Below are 15,862 nucleotides of genomic sequence, written 5' to 3' on the forward strand. Positions count from 1 at the left end.
CCACCGCGAACGAGCGCCGGGCCTGATGTCGGAGGGCCGTGCCACGATCGCGACATGATCGATCACCTGGGCATCAACTGCACCGACCTGTCGCGGGCCGCGGCGTTCTACGACCGCGTCCTCGGCGTGCTGGGTCATCGCCGCGTCCTGGACGTCGGTGTCGCCATCGGCTACGGCACCGAGGGGCCCGACTTCTGGATCAGCACCTTCGAGGGCGTCGGCCCCAACAGGGAGGTCCACGTGGCCTTCACCGCCCCCGACGCCGCGACGGTCCGCGCCTGGCACGCGGAGGCCCTCGCTGCCGGAGCCGAGTCGCTCCACGAGCCGCGCCTGTGGCCGGAGTACCACCCCGGCTACTACGGCGCGTTCGTGCGCGACACCGAGGGCAACAACATCGAGGCGGTCTGCCACACCGGCGACAGCTGAGCGATCGGCCCGTCGCCTCACGCAGGCGCACCAGCTGATGTGCGTCTCGCACCTTGGGGGTGACGACGGCAGAGCACGACTCGACAAAGCTCTTGAAGGACGTGAAGCGCAAGGTCTTCTCGTCGAATGCTGGATCGATCCTCTTCATCTGACTCTTGGGCTTGTCGGCGAGGCGGATGTCCCCTCCTTCGCAGACGCCCTTGCCGAGGTCTTCCTGACGGTCGCGTGAGTTGGCGGCGGCTCGGCACGCACCGGTACCAAGCTGGTCGACCGGGCCAGGCCGATGCCGACGATGCTGCGGCCGAGCCTCCTGCAGCGTTGCGCCAGGGGCACGTAGACGGAGTCCCCTCCCACGAGTACGACGTGGGTGATGACGTGAGAGCTGGACGAGGTCGACGCCCCCATCAGAGGATCGTGGAAGATGCGAGTCACCGGGTGACCCGGATCTTCCACGATCGTCAGCTGCGGGCCCGGGAGCCGCGATATCCACGCGCGTACGCGCCTCCCGCCCGGCTAGCGTTGCCGCGTGATCGCGACCGTCCTGTCCGTCAACGCGGGCTCCCTGGCCCGGGTGGAGGGACTCAAGCGCCCGAGTGGCATCCGCAAGCACCCGGTCGACCGGATCGCGGTGCGCGACCCCGGTCCCAAGCGCGGGGGTCTCGGCAGCGGCGTGGTGGGTGACGAGATCTACAGCCGCAAGCACCACGGCGGCGACACGCAGGCGGTGTACGCCGTGGCGCGCGAGGAGCTCGACCGGTGGGAGCGTGAGCTCGGGCGCGAGCTCGGCAACGGCATGTTCGGGGAGAACCTCACCACCTCGGGCCTCGACGTCGACGCCGCCGAGGTCGGCGAGCAGTGGCGGGTGGGGACCTCCCTGCTGGAGGTGTGCGGGCCGCGGGTCCCGTGCGCGACCTTCGCCGCCCACATGGGGGAGCCGCGCTGGGTGCGGCGGTTCGCCGACCACGGGCGCACCGGTGCCTACCTCGCGGTCCGCGAGGCCGGGGTGATCGAGACCGACGACCCGATCGAGGTGGTGCACCGCCCCGGGCACGGGCTGACGGTGCCGATGTTCTTCCGCGCCTGCATGGGCGACGGGGACCTCGCGGACGTCTTCCTCGACGCAGGCGTGCTGCCCGAGGCCGAGCACGAGTGGCTCGCGTCGCGGCGCTGACCGCGCGGCGGCGCACTCGCGCCCGGCCCCCGGACGAGGACGTCCGGAGGGGACGTCAGGAGAGTGCGGCCACCGCGGCGTCGTAGTCGGGCTCGGTGCCGATCGCGTCGGTCAGCTGCGTGTGGAGGACCTTGCGGTCCGTGTCGAGGACGACGACGGCACGGGCGAGCATGCCCTGCCAGCCGCCGTCGGCCATCGTGACGCCGTAGTCCTCGCCGAAGGAGGAGCGGAACGCCGAGCCCACGAGCACGTCGTCGATGCCCTCGGCGCCGCAGAAGCGGGCCTGCGCGAGGGGCAGGTCGACCGAGACGTTGACGACAGCGGTGTTGTCGAGGCCCGCGGCGAGCTCGTTGAACTTCCGCACGCTCGCCTGGCAGACGCCGGTGTCGATGCTCGGGAAGATGTTGAGCACCACGCGCTTGCCGGCGACGTCGGCGTCGGTGAGTGTGCCGAACTTGAGGTCGACCAGGTCGAAGCCGGGTGCCTGCGAGCCGACCGCGGGGAGCTCGCCCACGGTGCTGACGGTGTTGGGGCCCAGTTGTGTGGTTGCCATGGGCCCCAACCTACTGGGCGGCGGTCCTAGAGTGCCCACATGGCCACTGCGCGAACCGCCGCCCGGACCGATGTGATCATCGACGTGCTGCAGGACGCGTTCGCGCCCCTCATGCGGGCCGACCCCGCGGCCTTCCGGGCGAAGTACCGCAAGATGGCGCGTGACCCGCTGGCGTTCTACCGCGGGTCGGCCTGTCTCTTCTACTGCGACGTCACCGGCGAGCAGGACCAGTGGGCGGACCAGGGGGCCGATCGCATCTGGATCCACGGCGACCTGCACGTGGAGAACTTCGGCACCTACCTCAACTCCGACGGCCGGCTGATCTTCGACGTCAACGACTTCGACGAGGCCTACGTCGGTCGCTTCACCTGGGACCTGCAGCGGTTCGCCGCGAGCCTGGCGCTGCTCGGCTGGCAGAAGGCGCTCCCCGAGGACGCGATCCGCAAGCTCATCGCCCGCTACGGCCGCTCCTACCTCGCCCAGGTCAACCACTACACGGGCACGGACGACGACGAGGAGTTCGAGATCCGGCTCGACACCGCGCACGGTCCGGTCCTCACCGCCCTGGAGTCGGCCCGCAGCATGCGGCGCGCCGACCTGCTCGACGACGTCACGTCGATCCAGCGCGGCACCAGGAAGTTCATCGAGGACGGGACGACCCGGCGGCTATCCCGCACCGAGCGCTCGAAGGTGGTGACCGCGTTCCGCGGCTACTTGGAGACCATCCCCGAGTCGAAGAGGTTCGACCGCGCGCTCTTCTACGAGCTGCGCGACGTCGTGGGCAAGTCGGGCTTCGGCATCGGCAGCGCAGGTCTCCCGGCGTACAACGTGCTCGTCGAGGGCTACAGCCAGGCCCTGGACAACGACGTGGTGCTGAGCATGAAGCAGGCCAACATCCCGGCAGTCAGCCGGTTCGTCGACACCGCCGAGGTCGACGCCTACTTCGAGCACGAGGGGCACCGCACCGCGGTCAGCCAGCGCGCCCTCCAGGTGCACACCGACCCGCTGCTCGGTCACACGAGCATCGACGGCGTCGGCTACGTGGTCTCGGAGGTCTCGCCCTACGAGGTCGACCTCGACTGGAGCGAGATCAACGAACCGGAGGACATGCGCAAGGTGGTCGACCTCCTCGGCCGCGCCACCGCCAAGATCCACTGCGCCTCCGACGAGGACAGCCACCAGGACCTCGTCGACTTCCAGGTCGAGGAGGCCATCGCCGCATCGCTGGAGGGCCGGCGCAACGACTTCGTGACGTGGCTGTGCGACTGGGGCATCGACTACGCCGTACGGGTCCGCGACGACCACGCGCTGTTCGTCGACGCGTTCCGCGAGGGCCGGGTCGGCATCGCCGCGACGTGACCTGGGCCCTCCGGCCCCCGCGGCGCGTCGTCGCCTCAGGCGTCGATGTGCGACATGTCGCCGTACCGGTCTCCGGCCACGGCGCCGCGCGGCACCGCCTGCTCGAGGGCCTGCAGGTCCTCGGCCGTGAGCTCCACGGCGAGGGCGCCGACGTTCTCCTCGAGGTAGCGCACGCGCTTGGTGCCGGGGATGGGGACGACGTCCTCGCCCTGGGCGAGCACCCAGGCGAGCGCGAGCTGACCCGGGGTGCAACCCTTGGCGGCCGCGACCTCCCGCACCCGGTCGACCAGCGCGAGGTTGGCGTCCAGCGCCTCGCCCTGGAAGCGCGGGAAGTACGCCGAGCGACGGCGGTCGGCCGCGCCGTCCGCGCCGCCGTCGGCGCTGATCGCGCCGGTGAGCAGCCCGCGGCCGAGCGGGGAGTAGGGCACCAGGCCGATGCCGAGCTCGCGGATGGTCGGCAGGATCTGGTCCTCGAGGTCGCGGGTGAACAGCGAGTACTCCGTCTGGAGGGCGGTGATCGGGTGCACGCCGTGGGCCCGGCGGATCGTGGCGGCGGAGGCCTCGGAGAGACCGAGGTGGCGCACCTTGCCGGCCTCGACGAGCTCGGCCATCGCGCCCACGGTCTCCTCGATCGGCACCGCCTTGTCGACGCGGTGCTGGTAGTAGAGGTCGATGTGGTCGACGCCGAGCCGCTTGAGCGAGGCGTCGCAGGCGGAGCGGACGTAGTCGGGACGGCCGTTGATGCCGACCATCGTCCCGTCGGGGAGCCGCTCGTTGCCGAACTTGGTGGCGAGCTGGACCTCGTCGCGACGCCCGGCGACGGCCTTGCCGACGAGCTGCTCGTTGGTGAACGGGCCGTACATGTCCGCCGTGTCGAGGAAGGTCACGCCGAGATCGAGGGCGCGGTGGATGGTGTCGGTGCCGCCCTGCTCGTCAGGGGTGCCGTAGAACTCCGACATCCCCATGCAGCCGAGGCCGAGGGCGGAGACGGTGAGCGGGGAGGTGGTGCCGAGCGTGCGCTGCTGGCTGGTCTCGTTGGTCATGCCCACCACCACACTCCTTGGAGCGCGCTCGAAGTCAAGGCCTCACGCCGACTCGTCGAGCTTGTTCTCGTAGAGCGCGATCTTGTAGTCGATCGCGCGCAGGTGGGAGGTCACCTCGGCCAGCTGGCGCTCGACGACCTCGCGGTGGGCGAGGAGGAGGGCCAGGCGCGCGGACTCGTTGCCGTCGCCGTCGCGGACCAGCTCGGCGTAGCGGCGTACGTCACGGATGGGCATGCCGGTGGACCGCAGCCGGGTCACCATCTCGATCCAGCGCAGGTCGTCGGCGGTGTAGCGACGGTGGCCCGACGGCGCGCGGTCGACCGCGTGGAGGAGCAGCCCGTCACGCTCGTAGTAGCGCAGCGTGTGGGCGGTGAGCCCGGTCCGGGCGGCGGCCTCGGCGATGCTCAGGCTGGTCACCGGTCCAGTGTCGGACTTGGAGTGCACTCCAAGTCAAGGGACGTCGAGCGAGCCGTGGGTCAGTCGCCGAGCGCGGGCCGGTGGAACTGCGCGGTCGCGAACGGGCCACCGACGAACTCGGCCTCCGCCTCGTCGTCGGGGCGGGGCTCGATGCGCCCGGCGTACGCCTCCGCGTCGTCCTGCGGCTCGTAGCCCAGGCGGCGCCCGGGCTCGAGGTCCCACCAGGCGCGGGTGTTGGCGCTGATGCCGTGGAGCACCGCGAAGCCCGGAGCCGGCGCGGTGAGGGCCGCCTCGACCATCCGGACGCCGTCGCCGTGGGACAGCCACGTGGAGAGCGCGCGGAGGCTGGTCGGCTCATCCAGGAACGAGCCGATCCGGCAGGCCACGGCGTCGATGCCGTGCCGGTCGGCGAACAGGCGCATCAGCGCCTCGGCCGCGACCTTGGCCACGCCGTAGTAGGTGTCGGGCCGGGGCAGGGCGGCCTCGGTGAGCTCGCCGTCGGCGCGAGGCGTGCGGCCGACCGCGTGGTTGGAGGAGGCGTAGACGAGGCGCGGCACGTCGTGGGCCACCATCGCGTCGAGCAGCGCCGCGGTGGTGAGCACGTGCGAGGTGAGCTCCTCGGGGAGAGACCGCTCCTCGGGCATGCCGGCCAGGTGGACGACGGCGTCGAGCCGCTCCGCGGCGAAGACCGCCTCGATGGCGTCCGCGTCCGCGCAGTCGACCTCGTGCCAGGCGAACGTCGTGCCGTCGGGAGGCGGGACGAGGTCGAGCCCGACCACGTCGTGGCCCAGGCCCTCCAGGCCGGCGGTGACCACCCGGCCGAGGCTGCCGGCGGCACCCGTGACCAGGACGCGCATCGTCGGGTCCTCAGATCTTCGCGACGACCTGGCTGAGCAGGCCGCCCATCCGGCTGGCCGCGGCCTTGCCGGCCTCGAGGACCTCCTCGTGGTTGAGCGGCTCGCCGCTCAGGCCCGCGGCGAGGTTGGTGACCAGGCTGATGCCGAGGATCTCCATGCCGGCCTCGCGGGCGGCGATGGCCTCGAGCGTGGTGCTCATGCCCACGAGGTGGCCGCCCAGGATGCCGGCCATCCGGACCTCGGCGGGGGTCTCGTAGTGGGGGCCGGGGAACTGGACGTACACGCCCTCGTCGAGGGTCTCGTCGACCTCCTTGCACATCGCGCGCAGGCGCGGGCTGTAGAGGTCGGTGAGGTCGACGAAGTTGGCCCCGACGATCGGGCTGGTGCCGGTCAGGTTGATGTGGTCGGAGATCAGCACCGGCTGACCGGGCTGCCAGCCCTCCTTGAGGCCGCCGCAGCCGTTGGTCAGCACGATCGCCGAGCAGCCGGCGGCGGCCGCCGTACGGATCGGGTGGACGACGGCGGCGACGCCCTTCCCCTCGTAGTAGTGGGTGCGCGAGAGGAAGACGAGGAGGTTCTTGTCACCGCTCCTGATGGAGCGGATCCTGCCGCTGTGCCCGGCGACCGCGGCGGCGCTGAAGCCGGGCAGGTCGGTGGTGTCGATCTCGGCGGTGGCCTCGCCGAGCGCGTCCACGGCCGGCAGCCAGCCTGAGCCCAGGACGAGGGCGATGTCGTGGCGCTCGACGCCGGTCAGCTCGGCGAGCCTGGCGGCGGCCTCGGCGGCGCTCTCGTACGGCGTGGGGGCAGGGGCTGCGTGGGTCACGCGGCGAACTCTAGACCGACCCGCCGACGAGGTTCAGAGGCCGGTGGACCGGCACGCGCGGCGGCGCAGCGCCGCCACGTAGTCCTCGGGTGCGCCGGCCGCCTCGGCGGAGTCGGCCAGCACGCCGAGGTAGGACGCCGACGGCAGGCCGCCCTCGTACGCGTCGAGCACGTAGGCCCACACGACGAGCTCGCCGGTCATCGTCTGCACCCGCACCTTGGTCTTGCGGTAGAGGCCGGTGTCGGCGGCCTCCCAGCCGTCGAGCGCGCGCTCGTCCTCGGAGGTGACGTCGTAGACGGCCACGAAGACCTGCTCGAACGGGTCCTGGACGATCGTCGAGAGCGCTCCGTCCCAGCCGTGCTCCTCGCCCCCGAAGGTCAGTCGCCACCCCGTCAGCCAGCCGGTGGAGTGGAGGATCGAGTGGGGGCAGCGCTCGCCCATGCGGGCGGGATCGAGGTTCGTCCCGTAGGCGGCGTACAGGGTCACGGACCACAGGGTATCGAGCCTCGACCTCGGGTGTTCGCACGGCGGCGTCGACAACTAGGGTGGGGGCGTGACCGACACGCACTTCGACACCCTCGTCCTCGGCGCCGGCCCCGGTGGCTACGTCGCCGCGATCCGCGCAGCCCAGCTCGGCCAGAAGGTGGCCGTGGTGGAGGAGAAGTACTGGGGAGGTGTCTGCCTCAACGTCGGGTGCATCCCCTCCAAGGCGCTGCTCAAGAACGCCGAGCTGGCCCACACGCTCCAGCACGAGAAGGCCAAGTTCGGCATCGAGGGCGACGCCACGATGGCCTTCGGTCCGACCCACAAGCGCAGCCGCGACGTGAGCGCCGGCATCGTCAAGGGCGTCCACTTCCTGATGAAGAAGAACAAGATCACCGAGATCGACGGCTGGGGCACGCTCACCAGCGCGACCGGGATCGACGTGGAGAAGGACGGCGACAAGGCGTCCTACACCTTCGACAACCTGATCATCGCCGCCGGCGCGACGGTGCGGCTGGTCCCCGGGGTCGAGCTCAGCGAGAACGTCGTCACCTACGAGGAGCAGATCCTCACCGACCAGCTCCCCGAGTCGATCATCATCGGCGGCTCCGGCGCGATCGGAGTCGAGTTCGCCTACGTGATGGCCAACTTCGGCGTGGACGTCACGATCGTGGAGTTCCTCGACCGGATGGTGCCGACCGAGGACGCCGACATCTCCAAGGAGCTCGCCAAGCACTACAAGAAGCTCGGCGTGAAGGTGCTGACCTCGACCGCGGTCAAGAAGGTCGAGGACACCGGCTCGGGCGTGAAGGTCACCGTCGCACCGGCCGCGGGCGGCGACGAGCAGGTGCTCGAGGCCGGCAAGTTCCTCGCCGCCTTCGGCTTCGCTCCCCGGGTCGAGGGCTACGGCCTGGAGAACACCGGCGTCAAGGTCTCCGAGCGCGGCGCCATCGAGATCGACGACTTCGGCCGCACCAACGTCGACAACGTCTACGCCATCGGCGACTGCACCGGCAAGATGATGCTCGCCCACGTCGCCGAGGCGATGGGCATCGTGGCCGCCGAGACCATCAACGGTGCCGAGACCATGCCGGTCGCCTTCGACTTCGTGCCCCGCGCGACCTACTGCAACCCGCAGGTCGCGTCGTTCGGCTACAGCGAGGCGCAGGCCAAGGAGAAGGGTTACGACGTCAAGACGGCGTCCTTCCCCTTCACCGCCAACGGCAAGGCGATGGGCCTCGGCGAGCCGGTCGGGTTCGTCAAGGTCGTCGCCGACGCGGGGCACAACGAGATCATCGGCGCGCACATGATCGGCCCCAACGTGACCGAGCTGCTGCCGGTGCTGACGATGGCCCAGCAGTGGGACCTCACCGCCGACGAGGTCGCCCGCAACGTCTTCGCCCACCCGACCCTCGGCGAGGCCGTCAAGGAGGCCGTCCACGGCATCGCCGGCCACATGATCAACTTCTGATGACCGATCGCATCGTCATCATCGGCGGCGGCCCGGGCGGCTACGAGGCGGCCCACGTGGCGGCCCAGCTCGGCGCCGAGGTCACCGTCGTCGACACCGACGGCGTGGGCGGCTCGGCGGTCCTCACCGACTGCGTGCCGAGCAAGACGCTCATCGCCACCTCGGAGCTCATGACCGAGATGTCGACCGCGCAGGAGCTCGGGGTCAACTTCCACGACCTCCAGGGCGACGCGGCGACGGCGATCAGCGTCGACCTGGCCCGGGTCAACGCCCGCGTCAAGCAGCTCGCGGCGGACCAGTCGGCTGACATCGCGGCGCGCCTCGACCGCGACGGCGTACGCGTCGTCACGGGCCGCGGCCGCCTCGGGCCGGACCTCACCGTCGTCGCGACCACCGCCGACGGTGAGGAGACGCTCGAGGCCGACGCGATCATCGTCGCGACCGGAGCCGCACCCCGTACGCTCCCCAGCGCCCAGCCCGACGGCGAGCGGATCCTCACCTGGGAGCAGGTCTACGACCTGACCGAGGTGCCGGAGAAGCTCATCGTGGTCGGCTCGGGCGTCACCGGCGCCGAGTTCGCCAGCGCCTACCTCTCGCTGGGCATCGACGTCACCCTCGTGAGCAGCCGCGACCGGGTGCTGCCCGGCGAGGACGCCGACGCCTCCGCGGTGCTGGAGGACGTGCTGACCCGCCGCGGGATGAACGTGCTCGGCCAGTCACGGATGCAGTCGGTGACCCGCGAGGGCGACGAGGTGACGGTGACCCTCACCGACGGCCGTACGGTGTCGGGCAGCCACTGCATCCTCGCGCTCGGCTCGATCCCCAACACCGCCGACCTCGGGCTCGAGGAGGCCGGTGTCGCGGTCGACGACGGCGGCTTCATCACCGTCGACCGGGTCTCGCGCACCTCGGCGCGCGGGATCTATGCCGCGGGCGACTGCACGGGCGTGCTGATGCTGGCCTCGGTGGCCGCGATGCAGGGCCGCATCGCGATGTGGCACTTCCTCGGCGACGCGGTCGCACCGCTCGACCTCAAGAAGGTCTCCTCCAACGTCTTCACCTCGCCGGAGATCGCCACCGTCGGCTGGTCGCAGAACGCGGTCGACGCCGGCGAGATCACCGCCGAGGTCGTGACGCTGCCGCTGGCCGGCAACGCGCGCGCCAAGATGCAGGGCGTGCGCGACGGCTTCGTGAAGCTGTTCTGCCGTCCGGGCACCGGCATCGTCGTCGGGGGAGTGGTCGTCGGACCGCGTGCCTCCGAGCTGATCCACCCGGTGTCGATCGCGGTCGCGGAGTCGTTGACCGCCGACCAGCTCGCGCACGCGTTCACCGTCTATCCGTCGATGAGCGGGTCGATCGCCGAGGCCGCGCGGCGCCTTCACCACGTCTGAGTCCGCGCCCGGTCCCGACCCCTGGTCTCCGGACCCGGCCCGGGCTGGCACGCGGGGCACCACCACGTGCGCCGGTTGGCGGAGTCGCCCGGGACCTCGGCCTGCACGCTGACCGGTCCGCGGCAGCGCCGGCAGCCCTGCCGCTGGCGACCGGTCACCCAGTGGTCGTCGCCCTTGACCGGTGACCCGGTGGTCACCTGGTAGGCGCCCGGGACCGTCGCCGAGTGCCGCAGCATCGTCGCCGCGCGCTCGACCAGCCGCGTCACGTCGACCTCCCCGATCGGGGTCCACGGGCTGACCCCGGTGAGGAAGGCGAGCTCGTTGGCCCAGAGGTTGCCCAGGCCGGCCATCGCGCGCTGGTCGAGCAGGGCGCTGACCAGCGGGGTCGTCGGCGACGCGAGCAGGCGGCGGACCGCCTCGTCGGCGTCCCAGTCCTCGCGCAGCGGGTCGGGTCCGAGGTGGCTGACGAGGTCGTGCTCGCGGTCGGTGGGCACCAGGGCGAGGTCGTGCAGGCGGATGCCGTGCACCGTGCGGCCGTCGTCGAGCCCCAGCACCAGGCGCACGTGCGGGACCACCTTGCCGGGCAGCCGCTTGCCCGGCGCGAGGGTCGACCACGACCCGTCCATGCGGAGGTGGCTGTGGAGCGTGGCCGCGGGCGAGCCGCCCGCGCCGGAGAGCCGCGTCAGCAGGTGCTTGCCGTGGGTGTCGTGGCCGAGCACCTGCCGGCCCGAGAGGTCGCGGGTGGCGAGTGCCGGCGTACGGAAGTCGGAGCGCACGACCGTGTGTCCCACGAGCTGGCGGTCCAGCCGGCGGGCGAGCTTCCAGACGCTGTCTCCCTCGGGCACCCCGTCAGTGTCACAGGCGGGTGGGACACCGGGTCAGCCGAAGGGACCGTGGATCCCGCTGCCGCCGTCGGTCGTCTGCTTGAGGTAGGCCGCGGCCAGGTTCTGCTGGCCGTGCACCCCGTGGGAGGAGCCCCTCGCGAGCTGCACCCCGGCGTCGACGGCGCCGCCGATGCCGCTGGTGAGGTGCCACGGCACCCAGCGGTCCCCGACGCGGACGAGCCGCACGAGCGGCTCCTCGCCGGCGGAGAGGCGACGGGCGTCGGCTGCGCAGACGGCGATCACCCGGGCGGTGCCGCCGGGCGGGGTCCACTCGACGTCCTGCATCGACGGACCGTGGCGCGGGTCGAAGAAGCACGGTTCGCGGCGCTCCGGCACCGGCTCGCCGTCACGCACGGCGATGACCGCGGCGCGGTGGTAGCGGGCGTCGGCGACGACCTGCTCCACTGCGACGACGTCCTCGGCGGTGGTGCTCGCGGCCAGGAGGTGCGTCGCCTGGTCGTAGTGCTCGAGCGCCCGCCTGTAGTGGTCGCGTGCCTCGTGGTCGAGCTCGTCGCCGAGCGTGTCGACGTGCAGGTCCGCGAGCTGCTCGCCGAGGACGGTCACGTCCTCGTCCATCAGCCGCCGTGCCACGCGCCAGCGGTCCTTCTCGGCGAGCTCGGCCTCGCGCCTGCGTCGTCGTCCCCCGAACATGGGCGGAGTCTGCCACGGCCGTGGGTCGCGCGGGGTCAGTCGCCGCCGCCCCCGCCGCCCCCGTCGCCTGCAGCGCCGCCGTCGCCGGCGCCGCCCCAGCCGTCGCCGCCGTAGCCCGTGAAGTCGTGGCCGCCGATCATGCCGCCGCCGTCCCACGCCCCGGGGTCGCTCCACGCCACGGCGAGGGGCAGCTGGGCGCCCGCCGTGCCCGGCGGCGTCCCGGCGTACGCCATGGTGAGCCGTTCGGCCTCGATGCGGCCGTCCTCGACCAGCTCGGCGTACCAGCCGCCGGCCCACGCGGCGTACAGCGGCCCGGAGGCGTACCACGCCACCCGCCGGTCGCCCAGGCGGACCAGCCGGGTCTCCGGCTGGGCGCCCGCGGCGAGGCGCTCCGCGTCGCGGAAGCACACCGGCACCTCGCGGGGCACCCCGCCCGGCGGCGCCCACTCGACGTCCCGGCTCGCTGGCCCGTGCGCCGGGTCGAAGAAGCAGGGCGGTCGTCGGGCGGGACGCTCGTCGCCCGCCTGGGCGGCGAGCACGCAGGCGTGGGAGAACCGGCCGTCGGCCAGGGTGCGGGTCACGCCCGTGACGTCGGCGGCGGTGGTGGCGCGCGACAGCGCCGCCTTGGCGTCCTCGTAGGCGTCGAGCGCGCGTTGGTAGTCCCCGCGCATGTCCTCGTCCAGCTCGGTGGTGAGGGTCTCGAGGTGCAGGGAGGTGAGCTCCTCACCGAACCGGGTGACGTCCTCGTCGGCCGCGCGGCGCACGTGGCGGAAGGCGTCGAGCTCCGCGAGCTCCTCGTCGTGCCGTTGCTTGCGACGCTTGCCCAGCATCCGTCCATGGTGCCACTGATACGGAGGTCCGGACCCGGGCGCTGTGGACCACCTGTACGCTCGGAGGTTCTGTTGCCGACTCGCGGGGGAGAAGCCGACATGCGCCGTTCTCGCACCCTGCTCGCGCTCGCCGCGGGCGCGTTGCTGCTGCCCGTCCTGCCCGGGGCCGCCGCCGCGGCGGCCGAGCCGCGCCGCGCTGTCGAGACCTGGAGCACGCCCGGCGCCACGGCCATCACGATCACCGGGCACGGGTTCGGGCACGGCCACGGGCTGTCCCAGTACGGCGCCCTCGGTGCGGCCGAGCAGGGGCTGACCTGGCAGCAGATCGACGAGTTCTACTACCCCGGCACGACGTGGGGCACGATCGGCGGCAAGGTCCGGGTGCTCATCACCGCCGACACCGGTCGCGACGTCCAGGTCGCCGCCGAGCGCGGGCTCAAGGTCACCAGCCTCGCCCGCCAGCGCACCTGGCGACTCCCGGGCCTGGCGGCGAAGAAGTGGCGCCTGGTCGCCGCTCGCGACGACACGGTGGTGCAGTTCACCAAGCGTGGCCGCTGGAAGACCTGGAAGAAGGTCCCCGGCGAGGCCGAGTTCTCCTCGGCCGACCGCGTGCTCACGCTCGTCCTGCGCGGCGCGCGCCGCGACTACCGCGGCACCCTGCAGTCGATCGCGACCCGCCCGGGCAAGCGCCAGACGGTCAACAAGCTCAGCATGGAGGCCTACCTGCGCGGGGTCGTGCCCCAGGAGGTGCCCGCGCTGTGGGAGCCGGACGCGGTGAGCGCGCAGTCGGTGGCCGCGCGGACGTATGCCGCGTTCGAGCGGCAGGCGCGCAAGGGTGAGCGCTACGACCTCTGCGACACCTCGCAGTGCCAGGTCTACGGCGGCGTCGACGTCGAGCACCCGGCGGCGACCGAAGCGATCAAGGCCACCGCCAAGCAGGGCCTCTACTACGAGGGCCGTCCGGCCTTCACCCAGTTCTCCGCCAGCAACGGCGGCTGGTCGTCGGCCGGCTCGATGCCCTACCTCGTGGCGCAGGCCGACCCCTACGACGGCCTCGCGAACCCGACGTACTCGACGTGGACCACCACGATCGACGACACCCAGGTCGAGAAGCAGTGGCCCGGGATGGGCGACCTGACCGGCATCGAGGTCGTCGCGCGCGACGGCAACGGCGAGTGGGGCGGTCGGGTCACCGACATGGCGTTCGTCTTCACCGGTGGTCGGGTCGCCGTCGACGGCGACACCGTGCGGTCCTCCTTCGGCCTCTACTCGGACTGGTTCACCTTCGGCGTGACCCCGCGGCAGACGGGTCCGGCCCGCCAGTGACCCGCAGGCTCCGCGTCGCCGCCGCCGTCGCTGCCCTCGCGCTCGCCGCGTCCGCGTGCGAGTCCGGCCGGGCGGCCGACGGCACGGTCGACCTGCCCGACCCCGTCGTGGCGACCGGCGCGACCTCGTCGGTGGACTACGTCGCGCTGGGGGACTCGTTCTCCGCCGGACCGTTCATCGGCACGATGCGCGCCGACCCGCAGGGCTGCGCCCGCTCCAAGGACAACTACCCGGCCTTCGTCGCCGACTGGCTCGACGTCGCGACCTACACCGACGTGACCTGCTCGGCGGCCACGACGAGCGACCTCTACCAGCCGATGGTGATGTTCGACGGCAACACCACCCGCCCCCAGCTCGACGCGGTCACCGCCGAGACCGACCTGGTCACGCTCGGCATGGGCGGCAACGACTTCGGCATCTACGACTCGCTGATCCAGTGCCAGCAGGGCACCGCGGCGGCGTGCCCGGTCGCGCAGCTGCGCGCCGACGCCGGCAAGGTGGCCGGCCGGATCCGGCAGGCGGTGCGCCGCATCCTCGCGGTCGCGCCCGACGCCGAGGTCCTCGTCGTCGGCTATCCCGACATCCTGCCCACCGAGGGCACCTGCCGCGCCGTCGGCGTACCCGCCGAGGTGCTCGGACCGGTCGCGGAGGTCGCCGGGCTGCTCAACGCCTCGCTGCGCCGAGGGGCGCAGGCGGCGGGAGCGGCGTACGTCGACATGGCCGCCGTGTCCGAGGGCCACGACGTGTGCGCCAAGGGGCGCGCGTGGGTCAACGGCCCCCGGCTCCGCGTGGGCGTGGCGGCCCCGTTCCACCCCAAGGTCAACGGCATGCGCGCCGTGGCCGTCGAGGTGTTCCGCGAGGTGACGGGCGAGGAGCCGGCCGAGGTCACCGAGTACGCCGAGCCCGACCCGGACGCGGTCGTCCTCAACGCGAGCTGAGCGCAGCACCTCACTGACGGGAGGCCCGGCGTGTCGCTCCTCCAGGGGGTCCTTCGCCCCGATCGGCTCCCGTTGCTCTCCGCGGTGGCGGCCAACGCGGCGGCGGGGACCCTGTTCGCCTGGAGCGTCCTGGTCCCGGCCCTCAGCGCAGATCTCGACCGACCCGCCGTCGAGCTCGGATCCGTCTTCTCCATCAGCATGGTCGCGTTCGCGGTCGCGGTCCTGTGCGGGGGCTCCGCAGTCGATCGGCACGGTCCGCGCCGTGCCGTGTCGGCGGGAGGTCTGCTCTCCGGTGGGGGACTCGCCGTGGCGGCGGCGTCAGGGGACCTGCTGGCACTCCACCTCGGCGTCGGGGTCCTCTTCGGCCTCGGCAGCGGCCTCACCTATCTCAGCGCGGTCTCCTGGGCGACCACACGCGCGGGCGGGCTGTGGGAGGTGGGCGTCGTCGTGGCGGCGTACGCCGCGGGGCCGGTGGTGACCGCGCCGCTCGGCAGTCTGGGGGTCGAGCGCTGGGGATGGCGGACGACGTTGGTCCTCGCCGCCGCCCTGGTCGGGGTCGTCATCGTCCTGGCGAGCCGCGGCCTGCCCGGCCCACCCGGACCGTCCCCGGCGGGCACCACCCGCGTGGCGGCGGGGCCGCCCGACGACGCGCTCGCACTGATGGCCCTGTGGTGGTTCTCGCTCGGGGCCTTCGCGCCGGGCCTGCTCGCCTTCGCCAACGCCGCCGACGTGGCCACCGAGCGGGGCGTCTCCCCCCGAGGTGCCGGCGTCGCGGTCGCGCTGATGGCGGCCGCCAACCTCGCGGGTCGGCTCTGCGCCGCATCGTTGGTCCTCAGGATCGGTCTGCGCCGGGCGCTCGCCGCCGACCTCGCCGCCGTGACGCTGTCGCTCGTGGCGTTGGCCTGGCTCCCAGGCGCCGTCGCGGTGATCGCGGGCCTGTCGCTGCTCGGCGTGCAGTACGGCCTCACGTCCGCGCTCCTCCCGGCGATCACCCGGGAGATCGTCGGGGACGCCCGGTTCGGCACGGCGTTCGGCCGGGTCTTCTCGTCCTGGGGCGTGGCGGGGCTGGCGGGGCCTGCGCTGGGAGCCGCACTGCACGAGGAGTCGTACGGCTACTCCCACAGCTTCGCGGCGGCCCTCGGAGGCGCCGCGATCGCCGCGCTCGCGCTCGCGCTCGTCGCCCTGCGGCACCGTCGACGGCCGCGTCACCACGCCGACCCGGACTGCTGAGCGGCACCC

The 15,862-nt window shown here is 72.5% G+C and carries 17 protein-coding genes; 8 read left to right on the forward strand and 9 right to left on the reverse strand.

The features are described 5' to 3' along the window. Nucleotides 1–54 precede the first annotated feature (54 nt). Together IEZ24_RS08630 and IEZ24_RS08635 are read left to right on the forward strand one after the other, a co-directional pair. Entirely contained in the window at nt 55–426 is a 372-nt protein-coding gene (locus IEZ24_RS08630; RefSeq protein ID WP_129455391.1) for a VOC family protein, read from the forward strand. Nucleotides 427–952: 526 nt separating this feature from the next. Further along, on the forward strand, nt 953–1,597 hold the full coding sequence (locus tag IEZ24_RS08635) for an MOSC domain-containing protein (protein ID WP_129455392.1): 645 nt from the start codon (nt 953–955) through the stop codon (nt 1,595–1,597). A gap of 55 nt (nt 1,598–1,652) precedes the next feature. Here the strand turns inward: IEZ24_RS08635 and tpx are convergent, their stop codons facing one another. Further along, entirely contained in the window at nt 1,653–2,150 is a 498-nt protein-coding gene (gene tpx, locus IEZ24_RS08640) for a thiol peroxidase (RefSeq protein ID WP_129455393.1), read from the reverse strand. A 39-nt stretch (nt 2,151–2,189) separates the two neighbouring features. On the opposite strand from tpx, the gene IEZ24_RS08645 reads away from it, so the two are divergent. Then, nucleotides 2,190–3,509 carry a DUF2252 domain-containing protein gene (locus IEZ24_RS08645; RefSeq protein ID WP_129455394.1) on the forward strand — a complete coding sequence of 440 codons (1,320 nt, stop codon included), beginning with the start codon at nt 2,190–2,192 and terminating at the stop codon, nt 3,507–3,509. Between the two features lie 35 nt (nt 3,510–3,544). On the opposite strand, the gene IEZ24_RS08650 is transcribed toward IEZ24_RS08645, so the two are convergent. Genes IEZ24_RS08650 through IEZ24_RS08665 form a run of 5 tightly spaced genes read right to left on the reverse strand, consistent with a single transcriptional unit; the run spans nt 3,545 to nt 7,135 of the window. Further along, nucleotides 3,545–4,552, reverse strand: coding sequence for an aldo/keto reductase (locus tag IEZ24_RS08650; RefSeq protein WP_207206828.1), 1,008 nt, complete (start codon nt 4,550–4,552; stop codon nt 3,545–3,547). 42 nt (nt 4,553–4,594) lie between these two features. After that, nucleotides 4,595–4,969, reverse strand: coding sequence for a MerR family transcriptional regulator (locus tag IEZ24_RS21660; RefSeq protein ID WP_207206829.1), 375 nt, complete (start codon nt 4,967–4,969; stop codon nt 4,595–4,597). Between the two features lie 59 nt (nt 4,970–5,028). Continuing rightward, nucleotides 5,029–5,826, reverse strand: coding sequence for an NAD-dependent epimerase/dehydratase family protein (locus IEZ24_RS08655; protein ID WP_129455395.1), 798 nt, complete (start codon nt 5,824–5,826; stop codon nt 5,029–5,031). A 10-nt stretch (nt 5,827–5,836) separates the two neighbouring features. After that, nucleotides 5,837–6,649: a purine-nucleoside phosphorylase gene (locus IEZ24_RS08660; RefSeq protein ID WP_129455396.1), complete on the reverse strand. Its 813-nt coding sequence runs from the start codon at nt 6,647–6,649 to the stop codon at nt 5,837–5,839. A gap of 33 nt (nt 6,650–6,682) precedes the next feature. Continuing rightward, nucleotides 6,683–7,135 carry a gamma-glutamylcyclotransferase gene (locus IEZ24_RS08665; protein WP_129455397.1) on the reverse strand — a complete coding sequence of 151 codons (453 nt, stop codon included), beginning with the start codon at nt 7,133–7,135 and terminating at the stop codon, nt 6,683–6,685. Nucleotides 7,136–7,202: 67 nt separating this feature from the next. Between IEZ24_RS08665 and lpdA the strand changes: the two genes are divergently transcribed. After that, complete coding sequence (lpdA, locus tag IEZ24_RS08670; protein WP_129455398.1) at nt 7,203–8,603, forward strand: dihydrolipoyl dehydrogenase; 1,401 nt, start codon at nt 7,203–7,205, stop codon at nt 8,601–8,603. Then, nucleotides 8,603–9,994 carry an NAD(P)H-quinone dehydrogenase gene (locus IEZ24_RS08675; RefSeq protein WP_129455399.1) on the forward strand — a complete coding sequence of 464 codons (1,392 nt, stop codon included), beginning with the start codon at nt 8,603–8,605 and terminating at the stop codon, nt 9,992–9,994. The genes lpdA and IEZ24_RS08675 overlap by 1 nt, the downstream gene beginning before the upstream one ends. Here IEZ24_RS08675 and IEZ24_RS08680 read toward each other — a convergent pair. The 3 genes from IEZ24_RS08680 to IEZ24_RS08690 are packed head-to-tail and all read right to left on the reverse strand — an operon-like array spanning nt 9,982 to nt 12,359. Further along, nucleotides 9,982–10,839, reverse strand: coding sequence for a DNA-formamidopyrimidine glycosylase family protein (locus tag IEZ24_RS08680; RefSeq protein WP_129455400.1), 858 nt, complete (start codon nt 10,837–10,839; stop codon nt 9,982–9,984). The two genes, IEZ24_RS08675 and IEZ24_RS08680, sit on opposite strands and share 13 nt — an antisense overlap. A gap of 33 nt (nt 10,840–10,872) precedes the next feature. Next, a complete protein-coding gene (locus IEZ24_RS08685; RefSeq protein WP_129455401.1) occupies nt 10,873–11,529 on the reverse strand; it encodes a hypothetical protein in 657 nt (218 codons plus the stop codon). A 35-nt stretch (nt 11,530–11,564) separates the two neighbouring features. After that, entirely contained in the window at nt 11,565–12,359 is a 795-nt protein-coding gene (locus IEZ24_RS08690) for a hypothetical protein (protein ID WP_129455402.1), read from the reverse strand. Nucleotides 12,360–12,458: 99 nt separating this feature from the next. On the opposite strand from IEZ24_RS08690, the gene IEZ24_RS08695 reads away from it, so the two are divergent. The 3 genes from IEZ24_RS08695 to IEZ24_RS08705 are packed head-to-tail and all read left to right on the forward strand — an operon-like array spanning nt 12,459 to nt 15,853. Continuing rightward, complete coding sequence (locus tag IEZ24_RS08695) at nt 12,459–13,685, forward strand: SpoIID/LytB domain-containing protein (protein ID WP_165356089.1); 1,227 nt, start codon at nt 12,459–12,461, stop codon at nt 13,683–13,685. Beyond that, nucleotides 13,682–14,623, forward strand: coding sequence for an SGNH/GDSL hydrolase family protein (locus tag IEZ24_RS08700; RefSeq protein ID WP_165356090.1), 942 nt, complete (start codon nt 13,682–13,684; stop codon nt 14,621–14,623). The genes IEZ24_RS08695 and IEZ24_RS08700 overlap by 4 nt, the downstream gene beginning before the upstream one ends. A 30-nt stretch (nt 14,624–14,653) precedes the next feature. After that, nucleotides 14,654–15,853, forward strand: coding sequence for an MFS transporter (locus IEZ24_RS08705; protein ID WP_129455405.1), 1,200 nt, complete (start codon nt 14,654–14,656; stop codon nt 15,851–15,853). Nucleotides 15,854–15,862: the final 9 nt, after the last annotated feature.

The sequence above is a fragment of the Nocardioides ganghwensis genome, from assembly GCF_014779655.1.
Taxonomy (GTDB): Bacteria; Actinomycetota; Actinomycetes; order Propionibacteriales; family Nocardioidaceae; genus Nocardioides; species Nocardioides ganghwensis.